Annotated in this window: 10 protein-coding genes; 1 reads left to right on the top strand and 9 read right to left on the bottom strand. The window is 53.4% G+C overall.

What is annotated here, in order from left to right; genetic code table 11:
• Positions 1–185: 185 nt before the first annotated feature.
• The 3 genes from FE784_RS03590 to FE784_RS03580 all read right to left on the bottom strand — a co-directional run bounded on the left by FE784_RS03590 (position 186) and on the right by FE784_RS03580 (position 6,002).
• Positions 186–1,082: an AraC family transcriptional regulator gene (locus FE784_RS03590; RefSeq protein ID WP_176705944.1), complete on the bottom strand. Its 897-nt coding sequence runs from the start codon at positions 1,080–1,082 to the stop codon at positions 186–188.
• A 358-nt stretch (positions 1,083–1,440) separates the two neighbouring features.
• Positions 1,441–4,629, bottom strand: coding sequence for a DUF4838 domain-containing protein (locus FE784_RS03585; RefSeq protein ID WP_139600742.1), 3,189 nt, complete (start codon positions 4,627–4,629; stop codon positions 1,441–1,443).
• Between the two features lie 26 nt (positions 4,630–4,655).
• The gene (locus tag FE784_RS03580) at positions 4,656–6,002 is read right to left on the bottom strand and encodes an ABC transporter substrate-binding protein (RefSeq protein WP_139600741.1); all 1,347 of its coding nucleotides are present in this window, start codon (positions 6,000–6,002) and stop codon (positions 4,656–4,658) included.
• Positions 6,003–6,483: 481 nt separating this feature from the next.
• Between FE784_RS03580 and FE784_RS03575 the strand changes: the two genes are divergently transcribed.
• Positions 6,484–9,408: a TIM-barrel domain-containing protein gene (locus FE784_RS03575; protein ID WP_176705943.1), complete on the top strand. Its 2,925-nt coding sequence runs from the start codon at positions 6,484–6,486 to the stop codon at positions 9,406–9,408.
• Positions 9,409–9,472: 64 nt separating this feature from the next.
• Here the strand turns inward: FE784_RS03575 and FE784_RS03570 are convergent, their stop codons facing one another.
• From FE784_RS03570 to FE784_RS03545, 6 genes are all read right to left on the bottom strand, one after another.
• A complete protein-coding gene (locus FE784_RS03570) occupies positions 9,473–11,239 on the bottom strand; it encodes a M91 family zinc metallopeptidase (RefSeq protein WP_139600739.1) in 1,767 nt (588 codons plus the stop codon).
• A 287-nt stretch (positions 11,240–11,526) separates the two neighbouring features.
• Positions 11,527–12,024 (bottom strand): MarR family winged helix-turn-helix transcriptional regulator, encoded by a 498-nt coding sequence (locus FE784_RS03565; RefSeq protein ID WP_139600738.1) that lies wholly within the window; start codon positions 12,022–12,024, stop codon positions 11,527–11,529.
• Between the two features lie 399 nt (positions 12,025–12,423).
• Positions 12,424–13,014, bottom strand: coding sequence for a pentapeptide repeat-containing protein (locus FE784_RS03560; protein WP_139600737.1), 591 nt, complete (start codon positions 13,012–13,014; stop codon positions 12,424–12,426).
• 26 nt (positions 13,015–13,040) lie between these two features.
• Positions 13,041–15,146, bottom strand: coding sequence for a PrsW family glutamic-type intramembrane protease (locus tag FE784_RS03555; protein WP_139600736.1), 2,106 nt, complete (start codon positions 15,144–15,146; stop codon positions 13,041–13,043).
• Between the two features lie 400 nt (positions 15,147–15,546).
• The gene (locus FE784_RS03550; RefSeq protein WP_176705942.1) at positions 15,547–17,358 is read right to left on the bottom strand and encodes a glycosyl hydrolase family 28-related protein; all 1,812 of its coding nucleotides are present in this window, start codon (positions 17,356–17,358) and stop codon (positions 15,547–15,549) included.
• Between the two features lie 31 nt (positions 17,359–17,389).
• Positions 17,390–18,448, bottom strand: a complete 1,059-nt coding sequence (locus tag FE784_RS03545; protein WP_425465526.1) for a sialidase family protein — start codon at positions 18,446–18,448, stop codon at positions 17,390–17,392.
• Between the last annotated feature and the right edge of the window lie 16 nt (positions 18,449–18,464).

The following is an 18,464-nucleotide window of genomic DNA, read 5'->3' as shown; positions in this document are numbered from 1 at the left end:
ATCCATTCGAATTGTTTACTGCATATGAGTGCACTTTCCCCGACTCACGTAAATTGTAATTCAATCTCCCCTTTCGGTTACATACACTAAAGCTGAAGGAATTATGGACTATTTTCGAATTCGAATAAAAAAAGAACCCCCATGAATGATTCATGAGGGATTGTTGGATGGGCGATAGGTTAACGTTACGAATTTCTGAAATTCCTCGGAGAAATTCCCGTATGTTTCACAAACATGCGCGAGAAGTACAAAGAATCGTCATAACCGACTTCTTTTGCTATGCGATTGATCGATAAACCGGTATCTTTAAGCAATTGTTTAGCACGGTCAACGCGTAATCGCAGCAGGAATTGTACCGGCGTGTAGCCCGTGTACTGTTTGAATAAAGCAGTAAAGTAAGCGGGAGAAATGGACAACGATCTAGCAAGGGCATTACGATCGATCGGCTCGTCGAGATGCTCGCGAATATAGGTGATGGCTTGCTCGATAAGCGTCCAATTCCCGGGCATAGTACTGGAACTTTCGAACTTTTTCCGTATCATAAGCTCGAGGAGATGCTTGAACTCCTTCTTGCAATCCCACTGGTTTCCGCCCAGCTTCTGCATCCAAAGTTCCTCCAACGTTCGGAAAGAATCGAGAAAAACGGGCTCTTCTTCAAAAAAAACAATATCCGGAAGGGGAAGCGGGAGCTGGTTCGCGTTGCTCCATATCCCTTGTTCCCCCTCCCAGCGAAGCGTACCGTAATGAAATATGATCGAATGATACTTCAGTGAGTTCTCTTCCTGAGTGCGAATGCGCATCGAACTTTTTATCGGCACATAGAATAAGGCGCCTCTCCGCAATTCATACCGGATGCCATTTAATTCAAGAGATCCTTCCCCTTCGTAAACAAGCGCGAGGGAATGGGCAAACGTCTGATCTCTTGATATCATATAATTTCGAACTTTCCAATTATCATTGCCTTTGGAAATATTGAGAATATGAGGCTGAAAAACGTCAAGAAAATCAATATTCATGCAGCGCCCATCCTCTCGAATGTCGATTTCCTTTCGGTATTCCATCATCCGCAATGCTCCAGCCATTACTGCTGCCTCGTTCTGCACAAGTCGCATGCGCCTAGGCGGACTCCGTGCGAAGCACGGGAATAGTCCTCTCATCCATATATATTGCTGCAATAGATTCGAGAAAGCAAGCGGCTTTTGCGAGATTACCACGCGACTGATTCGGCGTTTCTATACCGAGTTGGCAAGAACCCGAAGACGCACATTCGGTTATGGGTATATGTTCTTGACAAAAAAACGCACCAGGTTGTCGGATTTCATGCACCCCCGATTTACGATCGCATCGAGTACAGCTGCCATGGGAAACCTCTTTAGTACACAAAAGAGCCCGTCCGCAATTCCAAATGGAAAGCTGCGGGCGGGCTCGCACCAATGACAGTTATGGTTTAGCCATGCTGTAAAATTTGAAGTCGTCGACGTAAACCTCGACCGGCTCGGTGCTGGAGACGAGGACGATCAATCGCGCTTGCCGGACCTGCTTTCCGTTGATGGTCTGCGGAATTTCTCCGTCCAGACGCGCTTCCAACCATTGAGATTCCGCATCCGCAAGAGAAGTGACCGGGGAGCGCACCGTGCTGAAGTTGATCCATTCTCCTTGGTCGTCAAGCAGATCGAAGCCCCATTGGATGCTGCCGGCCGTGTTTCCCGCCTGCGGAATGTGGTAACGGAAGCTCATGCTGGCCAGCCCGGGCTCCACGACGATCACTTGGCTGGGTCCGCCCCATCCTTTCCCGTACACCTGCATGCTCACGGTACCGGTAAAGGCCGTCCCTTCCGCCCGCCGAACGGAGCGGGACGACGTGGAACGCGACAGCAGCTCCCACGGCGGGGCCGCCTCATCGCCGTCCTCGAAGGACGGATTCTGCACCGCGGACGGACGTGACAATGCCTGAAGCATAAGCGCGGCGTACTGTCTCCCTTCGGGCGAAGGATGCGTCGCGGCCAGCTCCGACGCCCGAAGACGCACCGGCCCGCCAGCATCTTCCCGTTCCTTCATGTAATCGACAAGCGCCCAAAACTCCGGTGCGTTCCAACCGGACCAGATGAGTTGATTGAATCTTCTCGCATCCATATACTGCAGAAGGACCGGATTCGACTTGAATTCATCCAGCAGCGCGAACCGCTTCCCGGCCATCTCGATCCGCTCCCCGAACAGATTGACCGAATACTCCAGGAGGGCAAGCGCCGAAGCCGTGTCGGCCGGCCGCTCGCCGATCCGCGGATAGCTCAGAGCGGATGCTTCATAATACTCGAACGCACGAAGGAGCAGATTGGCCCTGGCCTTTTGCGGCTCCGTTTCCGCCGCGGCGACAACCGCTTCCAGCCATTCGCGGCTAAGCGATATGTCTTCCTCGGTTACCGCATTCAAATAACCAGGGTCGGCGAAGTTTTGATAAATGGTGCCGGGCAAAAACCAAGGCTCGAGAATGGCTCGTTCCGTCCAGAAAAATTCCCAATGATCATAGTATTGCTTCAGGTACGTCGCCGCCGTCACGCCGACCGCCCGTGTATACCATTCCTGCAGCAGCGCATCGACATCTTGTTCGGGATCCCAGAGCAGCTTTGACGCCAACCATGCTTTCGGCCCCTCGCCCCAGTTCGGGTACAACTCCGCGTAGTACGATCCGATTCCCCGTTCGCGTGCATGCAGAAGCGTTTCCGCCATCTGGTGCGGATATACGCGCGGTACAAGGTACGGACTGCCGTAAATGTAATCGTAGTAGCCGATTTGGCCGGCCACTTGCAGCCAGCTTTCTTCATCCGCATAGCCGAGAGTCTCGGCGTCCGGGTCGGCCCAAGCCATCCGGTCTTTTGTAAGGAAAGGAATGACACGCGGGTTCAGCGGAAACGACGGCGGCCGGATCACCGACTGATAGGCGAGAAGCCCGAACCATTTGTCGGGATGGACGGCCAATACGCGGTCCACAACCCGATTGACCCAATCGTAGTATACCGGAATCGGATTGCTTTCGCAGTAACCGTTTCCGTCGTTGATGCCGAGCGAATACGACTGCGCGTCCGGGTTGTCCCGAAAATAAGCCAAAATTTCTTCGACGGCCGCGTCCACCGTATCCGGATTCGAGAAGCACGGCTGCCATCCGGAGATCGAATTCGCGCCAGGCGGCTGCCCGTTCGGATAAAACTCCGGGTGCGTCGCCCCGAACTTGGATACCGAAAACAAGTTGTACATATTATGATGAAAGCTGACTGGAGCGTTGTAGAACCCTTGCAGCCGGTTTCGCTGCGCCCATATATTCAGCTCCTGGATCGCATCCGCACTGTTGTCCGGCTTCCCGTGCAACGGACTAAACACCCGGAATCCGAAGGCCGGTTGTTCTCGCACGATTCCCCTTCCCGCCGACAATTCGCTTAATGGCGGCACATCCTCGCCGTCAGGTCCCGGCATCAGCCAGCGAATATCGGCATAGCGTTCCAGAAAGCCGTACACGCCGTTCGTCGTCCCCCAGACGGTGGGACCGGCTATTGTAATCGTTTGGCCTTGCGGGTAGATGACGAACCCGTCCCCGTCCAAGGTGGAGAGCAGCGCATCGAGCGCCGGCGCGTTTCCGTAAACACTTTCCGTCGTGCCGATGCGAATGAGGACTTGTTCCGGCTCTCCGCCCCCGCCAGCGCCGTATTCCGGCTCCGTCATGATCGGCAAAAGCGCTCCCGTCGATTTCCGCACGTAGTCGACCAACGTTTCAGCTGGCCCCCTCCTAACCGGAGTTTGCGGTTCGAAGCCCGGATTCGCCAGCGGCACGTTCCCGGAGACCGAACGCAGCTGGATATCGTCGAAATAAACGCTTGCCTGGGGGACGCCGGTATAAAGTCCCGCAGCGGCATAAGCGGCCTGTGCAGGCGCTGTCCCCGCAACGGACGCTTCGGTCCAGTAGGCGCCGGTACCCGGCACTCGGAGCCAGGGTTGGCCGCCGATGCGCACCTTGTTTTGGTCGTAAAACCGGATAAAGATTTGCGGATCGTCGCCTGAAGCACGATACACCATCGCAGAGACGGTGTAGGTTTCGCCTTCGCTGATCTCAACGAGATCGCTTAACACCCCGTAGGCAGAGCTATCGCCATCGTTGAAGTGCAGGCTGTAATTTCCCGTATGGCTGACGGCATCAGTAACCGCAATGTTTCCTTTCCCGTACGCTTGCGTCCACCCGTGAATAACGCCCTGTTCCGGACCGGCGGCCGGTTCCTCAGGGTAAACCGTATCGTCGACCACAACGATTGCATTCGCCTGTCCGCCTCGCACGATGTCCAGCGAGGAGGCTCCTTGGTTCGCCGGCGTGGAAGTCGCAGCTCTCCGGTCAAGCGCAGGCAGATGCGGCTTTGCGCCGCCGCCATTCGTCATCTTTCGTTCCCCCAAATTCGAAATCGTTCCGTCTCGATTCATCCGCCCGTCCTTTACTGCAACGTAGGAGGACTCGCCTTCCGTCGGGCGGCTGCTCCCGTAAACGGTATCGCTTGCCGCGAGATTGCCGAACGGCAAGCCTGTTGCCAATACAGTCAATATGAGCAGCTTTGCCCACATTCGGCGGGTATTCCGATTGCCGATATTCAATGCGGACTCCCCCTCTCCTTTGCCGATTATTGGTTTTTCAATTCCGCGATCTTTTTGTCCGCCCGCTCCTCCGCTTCCCGGAGCGCCGTATTCGTATCCTTCCGGCCGCTGACGACATCGTTGAACGCATTGATCAGTTCAGCCCTTGCCGCGATGTAGTACTTGTCCTTCACATTCATTTCGCCGTAGTTGGGCGGAACGAGCGCCTTGGCATGCTTTCCGCTCAGCTCAGGGATGCCGCTGCCCAACAAATCCATATAGTCGGCGTTTTGCAGCGGCGGCGTGAATCCGCCTTTCACCAACTCCCGCTGGATGTCGTCGGAGACAAGCTGGGTGATCGCCGCAAACGCTTCTTCCCGGTGCTTGCTGCCGGCGGCGATCAAATAATAGCGCGTGCTGGGCTGCGGCCCTTCCTTCGGCGCGTTTCTGAAAACGGGAAATGGCGAGATGTCCCAGTTCAGATCCCATTTCTCGCTGGCTGCCCGAACGCCGGCATCGTTGATGCCGAGTAAGATCGCCGCCCGCTTTTCCTTCAGGAATAAATCTCTCGACTTGGTCAGGCTCGTAAGCAAGGCCGGGTCGGAAATGTCCGGGAGCATGTTGAAAAGCGGCACGGTCCGGTCGAATTTCTGTTTCCAGTACTCGCTGTTCAAAGTGGCCTTCAAGTTTTTCGCATCCACATACTGGGGCGCCCGCTCGTTCATGTCGAGCAACGCGATAATATCTGCGGCGAAGCCGTAATATTGCACGCCGCCGTCGGCCCGGGTAAGCTTTTTCGCCGTTTCCATAATATCTTCCCATGTCATCTTGTCATTCAAATAAGGCACGCCGAACTTGTCGAACAAGTCCTTGTTGTAGTACAGCGTATACGAGCTCACTCGGCCGGGAAGTCCGAGCACCTTGCCGCCGGTCAATTGCTTCATCATGTTGATCGTGACCGGGATAAAGCGGTTGAGGTTGTAGTCGTGCTTCTTGATCAAATCGGAAATATCCGAATCGAGTCCCACGTCGATGACCGGTTGCAGGTCGGGAGACGAAATGATAATGTCGATCGGCGTTTTTGCCGTGACGACATCCCGTAAAGTGGTCCCCGTCCCCGGCAGCATGAAATTGAACTTGAAATTCGGATACTTCTTCTGGATGTACTGCCCCTCCGAGCTCATGAATCCTTCGTAATTGCCGCCCAGCAACGAGTATACGGTCAGCTCCGCCTCTTTGTTCGGATTGACCGCCTCCACGGTTTTTCCGGTATCGTCGGGCCGGACCGGCTCTCCGGCTGCTCCTCCATCGCCTCCTTCTTTGCCGCAAGCGGCCAACAGCAGCAATGCCGACATCGTCGCCGCGCCAAGCCATCTTCTTCTCGTCCCGCTCATCTTCGACTTGCCCCTCTCAACTGCTTATTTGCGGAATCAGGCGGATTCGCTACAAAAATGACAACGTTTTCACCTACCCGCAGCTTCAATTATAGCGGGCCGCATTTTTCGCCAACAAGAAATCCTCATGACTTCGGATTACATTTTTGTTACTTGTGGACGCAGCGTTGCCCCGTTTGACCGAATCGACCATTGAAGGTCATAAAAATACCGTTTCGGACCAAAGGTCATGAAAATACCGTCAATGTCATGAAGTTGATATTGTCCGGTATACGATAGGCGATCACGAGGCGTCGAACGCAGCGGAGCCGCGACTGCAGGTAAACAGTCGAATCGGCACTAGTACGGGCAGGCGAACGGAGTCATCCGCAGCCGAAGCGGCTTCTTCGCCGCAGCAGCGCAAAAATGTGCTAAAATGAGTAGAAAACTTCAGGCTGGATCGGCTTCCGTCTTCTTCCGGCATAGTAGAGGAGGCATTCCTGTGAGCAGTTCCCGCGCGTCCGTGGTCGTACTAACCTCGTCCGGATTGCACGTTCGCATCGAACCGATGGCGCCACATACGTTTCACGTCCGGATGAATCGGACGGGCTGTTTCGAGGAACCCTCTCCGCTTGCCCGTCTTGGGGTTGTCGTCCCCTCTCTTGCACCGGTTTGTTGGGAAACGAAAATGCGGGAGGAAGAAATGGGCGTGAGCACGGACTCGGCGTCTCTCCGAGTGGACCGCAGTTCCGGAGAACTGTCGCTGTACGGCGAAGCCGGAACGCTGCTTACCCGGCAAAACCGCCCGCCTCGCGCAGGCTGCGGGACGCCGGCCAGTCCCGGCGCTGCTGCCAGCGTCTCCGACGACGGCTTCGAGACGCAGTTTGCGCTTGCCGCGGAAGAACGCATATACGGGTTGGGCGACCAGCACGGTACCCCGCTGATGAAACGGGGCTGCAAAATCGCGATTTGCTTTCGCGGCGGCAATGAGGTGCACGCCCCCGTCCCGCTGCTCCTGTCGAGCGAAGGATGGGGACTGCTGATGGATACCGACCGCCGGCACGAATTCGATGTCGGTTGCTCCTCGCCGGATGTTGTGCGGATTCGCGGAAGGCGCGGGGAGCTGGCGTTTTACCTGTTCGCAGGCGGCGGCCTTGCCGGACTGCTGCAGAAGTACATGGAGCTGACCGGCCCTACGGCGCTGCTCCCCGTCTGGGCTTACGGACTTTCTTTCAACTGTAATCAACAGACGACGGCGCGGGACATGCTCGAGGACGCGTTGAAATTCCGGCGGGAAGGCATTCCGTGCGACATGATCGGCCTGGAGCCAACCTGGATGGACCGGCAGTTCGATTACGACGCGCCCGTCGATTGGCATCCGGACCGTTTCTACATTCCGCAGTGGTTGCCGAAAGGCGCCCACACGTTTATGGGCGCTTTGCGCACGGCAGGGTTCAAACTGACCCTCGGTCTATATTTGCGGGATGATGAGGCGGGGCAACAACGCAATTTGCCGGAGGATTGGTACGATTATTTAAAGCCGTTTGTCGCACAAGGCGTGCTTGGCTTCAACCTGTGCACCAAAATACCGGTTCGGGAGATGGCGAACATTCCCGTTCCTGCGGACGACAGTTCCGACGACGCGGAAAGCTTACCGCATTCGACCGTGGTCGGCCGCTCCATCCGGGAAGGCTTCGCCGCTCAGACCGGACGGCGGCCGATGATCTATACGCCTATCGGATATACCGGCATTCAGAAATATGCCGCCGTCTGGTCGGGCGGGAGGTCGGATGCCCACTTGTCCGTGCTCGGGCTCGGACTCTCCGGCATCCCGCACATGGCCGTCGATATGGAGCTGCACACCGCCGCCGGCATCCACTGCGGCTTTTTCCAGCCTTGGTCGAAGGTGAACAGCTGGGCGTATTGGCGGCACCCCCTTCTGCTCGACCCGGAGCTGCTGCGCACGTTCAAGTCGTACGCCAGGCTCCGTTACCGGCTGCTGCCGTACATTTATTCCGCGGCCCACGTAGCCGCGCGCACCGGACTGCCGATCGCCAGAGCGATGCCGCTCGTCTTTCCCGACGATCCGCACGCCGTCACGCTGCAAAACCAATATATGTTCGGGGACGCCTTCCTGGTCGCAGCGTTCACCGATCGGGTGTATTTGCCGGCCGGGGAATGGTACGATTATTGGACAGGGGAGAAGTTCGCCGGCCCGGCCGAAATCTCGTACCGCGTCCCCAAGCATGCCGGCGGCCCGCTCTTCGTCCGCTCCGGAGCGATCGTGCCGATGTGGCCGGACATGGAGTACGTGGGGCTCCAGCCGGCCGACCGGCTGGAGCTGCACCTTTACCCGGGCGGCGCTGGCGAATTTGCGCTGTATGAGGACGACGGGATAACGTTCGGCTACTTGCGCGGGGAATTGACAGTGTCGAGCATCGCCTGCCGGGACGACCGGCGCGTCTTCGGCGTCGAGCTCGGGGCCCGCGTTGGCCGCTATCCCGGCATGCCGGATAGGCGGACGTGGGACGTCGTCGTTCATGCGCTCGACAAGCCGGCGGCCGTCAAGGTGGACGGCCAGGCATGGCGCGAGACGAACGGCTCTCGCAAGGAACGGCCCCCGGCTTCCTGGTCGTACCACAAAAAAACCGGCACGCTTCGAATGCTCGTCCCCGACGTCGTCGAACGGCCGGCTTCGCTCCGGCTCGAAATCGTTCGCTCCGGCGGCCGCGATGTCCGGCGAATGTCCGGACGGCAGCGTTCGCAGCCAAAACCAAACGGCAGCCGCCGCACGGCGGGCGAACTGGAGAAAGACATCGAGGTCGGGCTGGATACGGGGAGTACGGCCAAAGCTTTGTCCGCGCTCGAGCGCTGGTGGTCCGTACGGATGGCCGAAGCTGGCTCGGTCGTGGACGTGCGCGAGCATTGGCTCGCCATGAACGGCCTGTTCGTCAGGACGGCCGAACGGAAAGGACGGACGCTTCACGAGATCGCCGGAGGCGACCCTCTGCTCCGTTCCCGGTTTCAACCGACCGACAGTGCTGAGGACGCCTTCAACTCGCTTGTGCAAATCGCGGCGCGCATTATCGAATACGGCAAGCGGCAAGGCGATACATATGGCATCGTCCGTCAGGCGACGGACATCATCAAAAGCGAGATTGACCGAGAGCTGTCGCTGCATGCGATCGCCGACCGGCTCCATCTCAATTCCTCCTACTTGAGCCGCAAATTCAAGCAGGAAATCGGCCTCTCTTTCTCCGACTACGTGCTGGAAAAAAAGATGGGACTCGCCAAGGAGCTTCTGCAGGCCGGTTCGACCGTCGTCACCGCCGCGGAGCGGACCGGCTTCAAGGACGCCAGCTACTTCAACCGCGTTTTTCGCAAATATTGGGGCGTCACTCCAGGAGGAATGAGGTCGCTAGAGTGAAAGAGGCTGGATTTCAGTTTTATTATGATGGAAATCTTGACAAGCTATTTAACAGCCTTCTTTCCTAAAAGTTGAAGTCGAAATCGACATCCTCCAGCAATGAGGCCGCCTTGAACTCCATGCTCATGCTCCGTCCTTTCGCCAATTCGTACAAACGGCCCAGCTCTGCGGCAAGTCCGTCGAGCGGCGCCTTTTCGATCGCCTGCTCGAATAAAAATTTATACTCCTGAAATGGCTCGTCGTCGTCCAGCCGCGCTTTGACGCCTTTGTTCGCTTTGGCGTACAGATCGTCCGGCGTTTTGCCCTTCAACGGTTCCAACGCGGTCAGAATCGGTTCGAGCTCATCGAGCTGCCGCATCAGCAGTGCAATGGCGTCGGGGTCGCCGAAATCGGCTTGCGGCTCCACGTAATCGGCTCTGAGCACCCTGTTCGCCTCTCTATGATTGAATAATTGCCTTGCGGCCCATTCGAATCGGTTGAACAGAGCCATACGCCGCAGGTCATACCTCTCGTGCAATACCTGCTTATTCACGTCGTCGACCGACCCGACATGATACTTTCTTTTGCCGATGCCATGATCGTCGCGCACCTCATTTTCCACCGAGTTAATGTTCAGGTATTCCTCGGAGTTATGCCATAGCTTCTGGTCGGCTTTGCCTCCCACTCCGAACTGGTCGACGCCGACAAAGGAATCCGGCACCATCCCTTTCATGAAGCGGGACGCGTGCCCCAATTCATGGCCGACCGTGACAAATTCCGGCGTGGCGATTTCCTGGTTTCTTTGGCCGACCAATTTCTTCATCCCTTCGTCGTTAATACGTACAAGGCTGCCCGTTGATTGGCCGGTCTTATATACTTTGCCATTGAATTTGAAAAAGGGCTGTCCGCGGTTCTCATGCAAAAACAGATTGATTGCGGAGGCGTCCCCCGCCTCTCCCCCGAACTCGGGAATTGCAGCCATATCCACACCCCCCAGTTCGTCATCTTTAGCGGGCTTGAAATTGTATCGTTTATCCTTCGATTCCAAATCGCTCTTCGGGATCGCCTCATTTGAAGTCGTATCGGCAATGCCGGTGCCTGTCAGCTCCGCGGCAAAATTGGAAGACAATATGACCTGTTTTTTATCGCTGTCCTGCGCTGCATTCAGCTCGGCAATCAGTTTCCGGCCGTTCGGCCCCTGCAGCAGCTTGGCGATCGCGGCCAACATCCGGTCGCGAAAGCCTTCCGTTTTTTCCAAAATTTTAATATTGCCTGCTCCCGCCACGATTTCCCTCCAAATCGTATGGACGGTTTCAATGGTTTCGCCCCCCATGCCGGCCGTGTCGATCGGAACAAGCGCTTCTTGCCGCGCGATATCCTTAACCAGTTCTCGGTGCTCGTCCTCGCTTTCCTTCAGCAACGACATCAGCAAGGCGCCGTTCGGAACATCATTGATCTTCCTTTCGACGAACGTATTCATCCAACTGTGGATATGCGTGTCCAGTTGCTTCAGGGCATGCAGCCGCAGTTGGCCATTTGCGTCGTTTTCACTGCTGAGCGACCGGTATTGCTCCAGTTGATCGGCAATCTGCTCGAGCCGTTCGTTTTGCCCTTCCCGAGGAGTACGTTGAGTGAGAAACGTATCTTTGTCCCTCATCATTTGAATCGTCGTCGCAGGGGTATGGGAACGGGTCAGCCATTGACCGACCGCGCGATTTCCCACCGTCCGCTGCATTTGCAACACATGCGTCCACATCGTAGTCGGGACAGCCCGATTCGTTTCCGTGCTGCGGACCGGGCGGGACATATCCCGCTTGCCTTGTCCCGCCCTCCAATTGCGTATCCGTTCCATAAGTTCCCTCTTTTCATTGCCAAAGTCCGAATAGGGTTACCCGCCGCGCTATCCCTCCCGATCACCCCGCTCTCCTTGCCGATGTATCCTTGCTGTCCCATTCAGTCTAGCACCCGTGCCAAGCATTGACAATCGGGTAAAGGCGCCGCATCTCAGGTCGCACTAAAAAACGCCCCCGGCTGCAGGAGCGTTCGTTCTCATAAACTGCTTAACATTCCACCTGCCCGAATGTGCTTCGATGCACCACACACAAATTTTTGACACTCGACAATATGTTAGTCGATTACTCATTTCTCATCAGTTTCATCCACAATGAAATTACGGATATAGAATTCCTGTTGCGTGAGCATATAATCCGAAGCTTTTCTCATCATCTCGGCAAAGAGCAGGCTTTCTTCCTCTCCTAGATGCTTAACGAGACCAACGAACATATTGAGGCGGGCCTCATTAATGCGTTGTATATACTTTTTACCTTTATCCGAAAGCAGGATTCTGACAACTCGCCGATCGGCAGGATCGGCATGACGCTCGACAAGTGCCTGAGCTTCCAGACTATTGATATGCTGCGTTACCGTTGGCGGAGTGACATTCAGTTTTCCGCTTATTTCCGAAACCTTTAATCCGGGACTGTCATCCTTGACATTCGTGCTGATGAAATAGAGAACCATGATCTCGCCTGGCTTTTGATTGTATATCGAGCGATTCTGCATCATATTTCCACCAACCTGCGATTGGAAGTACGATTCCATTAACTGCTTTGCTATTATCTTCTTCTCAACCGACAATCCATTCACTCCCCGAATAAGAATTCATTGGAAACTACGTAACTTTGTAGATCGGTTCCAGAAGCCATGTCGCTATTGAAAACGTTGACGCTATCCGGCGGAGTCTCTTCGTTTTCCAAGTATATAGGCTCCAAAATACTTTGGTTACTAATTAAATAAGCAACCAAAGTATATGTGAATAAAAGTAGATAGTCAACTAATTCCAGTGACTCTTCGGGATGTTTCACATGTTGGGCATGCAAAAAAAGGCTCACTCCCCCTCATCGATCAAGTTGGAATAAGCCTTTGAAAGTTTAATAAGTATTTTGTCAAGCTTCTTAGCATTTGGTTAGCGTTTGGTTAGTTGGTCGTATTGCAGGACCCTGCATAAACGAAATTGTCGCCCGGCTGTTGAAGGCATTACGCTCTTGTCTGCTCTATCAACCATTTGTGGATATCATCGCCTTCCAACCTAATTGGCTTCTCTTCTGTCCCAACAAAAATATATTGGGCAGAAACTTCATCAATCCCCCTTGCTTCTTTAAAGTTTGTTCCGTAGAGAAAGGCTCCATCAAGTGATGCACTTGTCAAATCAACGTTAGAAAAATTTGCATGACTTAAATTTGCTCTTCGAAAAGAGGCGCGACGCAAATCCGATCCAGATAAGTCAGCAAAGCTCAGATTTGCATCATCAAATGACGCCTTTATACCTATGCAATTTTTCAAAATTGAATGTTTTAATGACGCAAAATCAAATACAGTTTTACTCAGTATACTTTCCGAGAGATTTGTTTCATCAAACGATGTACTTAAAAAATAGCAATCGCTCATGTCATTATTTGTTAAAATTGAATTGTTCACATATGATTCTACAATTACTGAGCAACTTAAATTCGTATCTGTAATGTCTAATTCGCTCATTTCTCCTTTTTCAATTTCTAATTTTTCACCAGTCTCACCATCTGAATTTACCCATTGGCTATGTTTCAAAAATAAGTTTTCAGTATCCATGCAATCCTTCCTTTCGGATGTTTTTGTTATGGCCACCACAATACTTTATCACTGAAGCCTAATGTGTTAACTGCCTCCTGTACTTCTTTGATATGTTCTGGGAACATTTTTGTTGTATCTATGATTACATTTTCACCTTTTGAAAGAGATTCTTCTATGCCTGCAATTGCCTTTTCAAGTGAATACCCTTTTGGAGCATATTTAGAGTACCATCCTTTTACGTCCCATTTTACACCCTTAGCATCAATAAACTCTGCACCGGCAGGATTGGGATCCCTAACTATAGGACCAGGTAAATCACCTCTTGCCTCTAACTCTAAGCCGGCTTGTCTCTCGATCCTTGATTTTTCATTAATTTTAAAATTTTTAGCTGGATCTTTAGCTAAACTCTCATACTCTTCCTGAGATCTATGGAAGTACGTTCCTTTATCTCCATACTTGTGCATCAAGTCTTTATAGTAATCCGGAGCCGATTCCCTAATTTTGTCCAAGTCAGCTTTTGGTGTCCCCGGAGGTTTCGGTTTAATCGGAACGTCGACATCCGGCTTTCGGGAACCGAGCTTATCCAGAAGCTTGCGCACATAGCGGCGCCCTTTCTTCCCCATCCATCTTAGCACTTTGCCAAACGGGATTCGGCTTAGTACAATGCCTACCATCACGGAAAGTGCATTTTCGGGAGTCAGCAGCTTCTTCGGATCGCGGATATAACCGGCAATCTCATGTCCGCTACCGGCGATGCCCGCCGCCGTCATCGCGATGCCTAAAGCCGGCCAGAATCCGACGAAGAGCAGGGACAAGGCAAGGGCTCCGAGTACGATCGCACCCTGTTCATACCATTTCAGGCGATCCCACCAATCTTGCAGCGAATCGAACATGCAGGCGAAACATGCCGTTTCCCCTCCGCCCGTATGAGCCCCGATGCCTGCGAACAGAGCGGCCCCAAGCAGAATCACCGCAAGTCCGGTCAGCGTCTGGAAAAGAGCTTTTACCCGGGCCTGGACAGGCTCTTGTCTACCGGCCGCTTCCTCATTTCCATAAAGAAAATGAAATCCAAGCTCCCTCCGCTCCCGGTAAAAGCCAAGCCAATAAATGAATTTCCCCCGGTCCAGACAAAAAGAGCGGATCATATTCCATAGCTCGGTAAACGGGTTAAGAAATGGCTCGTTCGGCAGCGCCGGAAGACGGTTCCGTATTTTGTTCAGCGACCAGTAATCGGCAAAAAGCGTTGCGGCCAGCATAAGAAGGAAGGCCGTTTGAGTTTTATAACCGCTGCCGGTTAGGTCATGTAGCCGGAACACCCAACCCGGCAGCTTGTGCTGGCCGTTATAAGCCGCGTGATCCAGGATGGACCAAAGCAAAATGATTGCCGGGAAGAGAAAAACCCATTTCGTCAGTCTTGTCCGCAGCCGGTAGGCAATTCCGCACGCTAGCGCGATCATGGCGGTATGTACGGGATGACCGACGGTCATCAGCGTCGGAAACAGACTTTCTTCGAAACGTCCGGGAAACAGCGAGAAAAAGTCCCAATGAATCGTTTCGCCGCCCAGCATCGTAAAACTATAGCCGAACTTTTTCGCAAGAATGCCGGAACTTAGCCACCTTCGGGAAAGCTCCTCCATCAGTTGGAAGCCGACGCCGGTCGCCGCACCGATGAGCGTGTAATCGCTTAAGCTCAAGGCGGAAGCTCTGCGCGAGAACAACAGGAAAATGCCGAGTGGAAGAAGCTTCCACAATTCTTCGAATATGGGCGTGATTACGGCAATGGACCAAGTGTCGGATGTTTTTCCACCGATAAGCGCATGGAGAGCATTAAGCGTAAGCGTCGTGAACGGTACGACTAGGAAAACACCTGCCAGAACGAATAGCACAATCGGCTTCCACGGCATAGTTTTGCTTCGGCAGAGCAACCAAAATTGCAGCAGCACATATAACGACCATAAATATTGAACCATCATGGTACGCGTTTCTTTAACGAAAAACAAGCTTAAGACAAACAGGATTAGCGACAACCAGGAAAAAATCGTATACATCGTTTTAATAAACGGATATTTCTCAATCCATGCTTGGCAAGTTCGGTAGATGGCCTCTAGGAAATCCCGAATTCCGGTTCGGATGGACCAGATCGTACTCATTACGGTCGCCTCCTTGAAAGCCGACCTCGTGCTAGCGGGACGTCTCCCTTGACGACGGTCCGGCCATGAGTAAATGAATTCATGAAACCAGAGTCACCGATCGATCGGAACGGAGGTTATTAGGATACACCCGCAACAGGTATCGAACCTATTTCTCGCGGGATACTAGTATTATAGACATTTTTGTAAAATGTGACAAAAGGCGCTGGTCTCAAATCTTGATGGATTATGTCGACAAAAAAACAAGCCTAAACCTGGAAACCAGGTAAGACTTGAAGGAATGTTTCCCTGCCGCTCCCTGTCAAGTCACGATTTTTACGTGTTGATATCCATTTGGCAAGCATTTAAAGGGCCGGGCTCTCTCAAACAAGAGACGCCCGGCCCTTCAAATATTTCTCCATTACAGCGGTACGACGGCCGCGCGATAAATTTTGCTGAAAGATAGGTTGGTAAAATCGATATCAAATATTTGCAATGATTCCGGTGCCGTTACATTCAGTGGAATCGCTACGGCCGTCAAGTCGGTCACGTTAGTAAAAGCATAATCGTTGAAGAGGACAGCCCCGCTCGGCTCTCTCACTACCGTGTTCGCTCTTCCGTTTCCTGCGGCCGTGACGGGATTGCTCTCCGCCGTAATTTGCAATTCGAATGCGGTTGTCAGCTTAGGATTTTTAACATACAGCTTAAAACGAAAATTTTTGTTTTCGCCCGATGCCAGATGCCATGCCTTGTTGCTCCCGTTTTCGGTGAAGGGCAGATCCAGGTTCGCAAGCGTCCCCGAAATATTCATCTGGGGAAATACGTTGTCGAATTCCATAACGTTCAATTCCGGCTGTATGCCGCTTATGACATAGGGCAAACGTTTAATGGGCGACAATTCCTGGTAGTACACCTGCGTATTCCAGGGGTAGCGCCTATCCCACTTTGTCGTAACGATCTCCAAGATGTTGCCGAGAACGCCGTTAAATGGCGTAGGCGCATTCACACTAATCACGTTGCCGGATGCGCAGCCTATATAATCTCCGTTGTATACGATTTTGAAATAGGGTCTCTGCTTGGCAACCGAAAGGGCCACGTTCAGATGGTTCATATGAATCTTGCAAGAATCCGGGTTGTAAAGATAGTACATTTCGGGCGCCGACTTCACTCCGCTCCGTTCCAATTGCTCGCTGTAATTATGCCGCAGCTCCGCACCGTAAGAGCGCCACAGCGTAATCCCCCCGATTCGGGTAGCATCCAACAAATCGTTCTGCTCATATACGTTATCCGCACCCATTCCGAATGACGAAAAATACCATGTCACCCGCTCGTCATGAATGTGCCGAGCATTGCGGTTGAAACGGTTGCGTTCCACCTTGGCCAGCGTACATCCGATATTTTCAAAGGCGATTCCATAATTGTCGAACAGGCAGCTCTTGACTTCCGCACCATAAACCATAACGAAATGCAGTCCTACTCCAAGCGATTCCAATTCTCCTCTTGCGGGTACAAGGACGGATTGGGCGTCCGGGTCATTCAGCGCGTCGTATGTCCCTTGGAATTTAATATCGGCTATTTTCACCGTTCGTGTCGGGTTCGCCGTATTCGAATAATCGGTTCCCAAATTCCAACGATTCGTAATTCCGTATTTGGCATTCAGCGTAAAACCGCTGACACTGAAATACTCATACCTCGTTCCGGGAGTAAACAAATTTATCGCGAATTTCGTAGAATCGGTCATCTTGATGACGACGCTATGCAAGCCTGCACCTTGAATAATCGTACCTTTGGGGAAATGTACCGTGTCGCTGATTTTGTATGTTCCGGCCGGGAAAAACAAGATCCCGCCCTTCGTCAAGCTGTTGGCCGCTGCTTGAATGCTCGCCGTATCGTCCGCGATACCGTCGCCGATTGCTCCAAAATCTTTCACACTGGCCGATTCGCGCAATTTTGCGCCGACGGTTCGCTCCGGCTGCCCCGCCCCATACTTGTATGTTACGGAGTCCGCGTCCGGTTCTTCGTCGCCGTATACCGAGGTCGTGACGCTGGACGCTCCATTAACTTTATGGAGCAGCCCTCCAGATACGACTGCGACTCCGGCCGCGCCGATCGTTGTCAGCATCGCTCTCCGGCTTAGTTTACTGCCGGATGCCGCCGGTTCCGCTCGCGACCGTTGAATGTCCTCATGCGCTTCGTTCGAAATCTCTTCCACGTTCGGCTTCTTCTGGTTCATCTTGATCCTCCCTCATTCGATCTCGATCGAGTCAAGCCGTCACGGTCAGCTGCCAAAAGACAATTCTGCTTCTTTTCCATGTATAGCTTACGAACACGTCATTGCCGACCGAAACGATTGCCGGATAAGAGTACTCTCCTGGAGCGTCTTCCAGTACAAGCGTTTCTCCCCATGTCGCACCGTTATCGCGGGATAAGCTGATGACGATCGGCGTCCTTTTGCCCCAATTCTGGCCGACCGGGTTGTATACGAGCGCCAAGGCGCCGTTGTCCATCCGGACAAGATCAATGCCGCTGTTATTGTTCGGAAGCTCGGTCGAATAGACAGCCGACCATGTTTTCCCGCAATCCGCCGAATCGCTGCGCAATATATATCCTGTAGAGCTGCGCAATAGCATGTGTACCTTGCCGCGCTCCGATTCCCATAAGGTCGGCTGTATGACTCCCTTTCCTTGGAGAGACGTCTCCGCGACAAGGGATACGGGACCGTCCGAAACGGCAACCTCGACCGGTTTGACAGGAACAGCGGAAGCTGCAACTTCAGACTGCTGCAGCGCCACCTTCTCGCTGGCTACCCACGTCATCCCGTTATCGTACGACAAATCGGCGAATGCGTCCCATGTATCCAGCTCAAGGGATGCGGGGGCTACCCATGTGCCATCCTGCAATACGATCAGTTTGTTTTTGACCGGTCCTCTACCGCCGGAGTCGTCTTCGACCAGCAATCGGGGAACGGTCCACGTTATGCCCTCATCCTCGGAAAGGATATACATCGTTCTCCAGTTTCTGATCGTTTTTCCCACTTTGTAGAACAGCCATACTTTTCCGTTCCCTTCTTGGAACAGAACCGGATTCCAATGCGGCTCCCCTTCTTCATCCGCTACCTTGACAGGAGGCGTCCAGCCTCCTTCCGTGCGACGAGACGACCAGATCGCCACATCGTCCGCCCCCTCGCGCGTACCGGCGAACCAAGCCGCCACAAGGTCGCCGTTCGGAATCGCAATCAACGTTGATGCATGACAGCTCTCAAATGAAACGTCATCCGCAAAAACATACTCCTGGAGCTTTATTTCGAAACCCAAGCTTATCACCTCTGTTTAGTCTTAA

The organism is Paenibacillus hemerocallicola (assembly GCF_006265175.1).
GTDB classification, from domain to species: domain Bacteria; phylum Bacillota; class Bacilli; order Paenibacillales; family NBRC-103111; genus Paenibacillus_AB; species Paenibacillus_AB hemerocallicola.
Note: the sequence above shows the minus strand (reverse complement) of the source record. Positions and strands in the feature narration are given on the sequence as shown.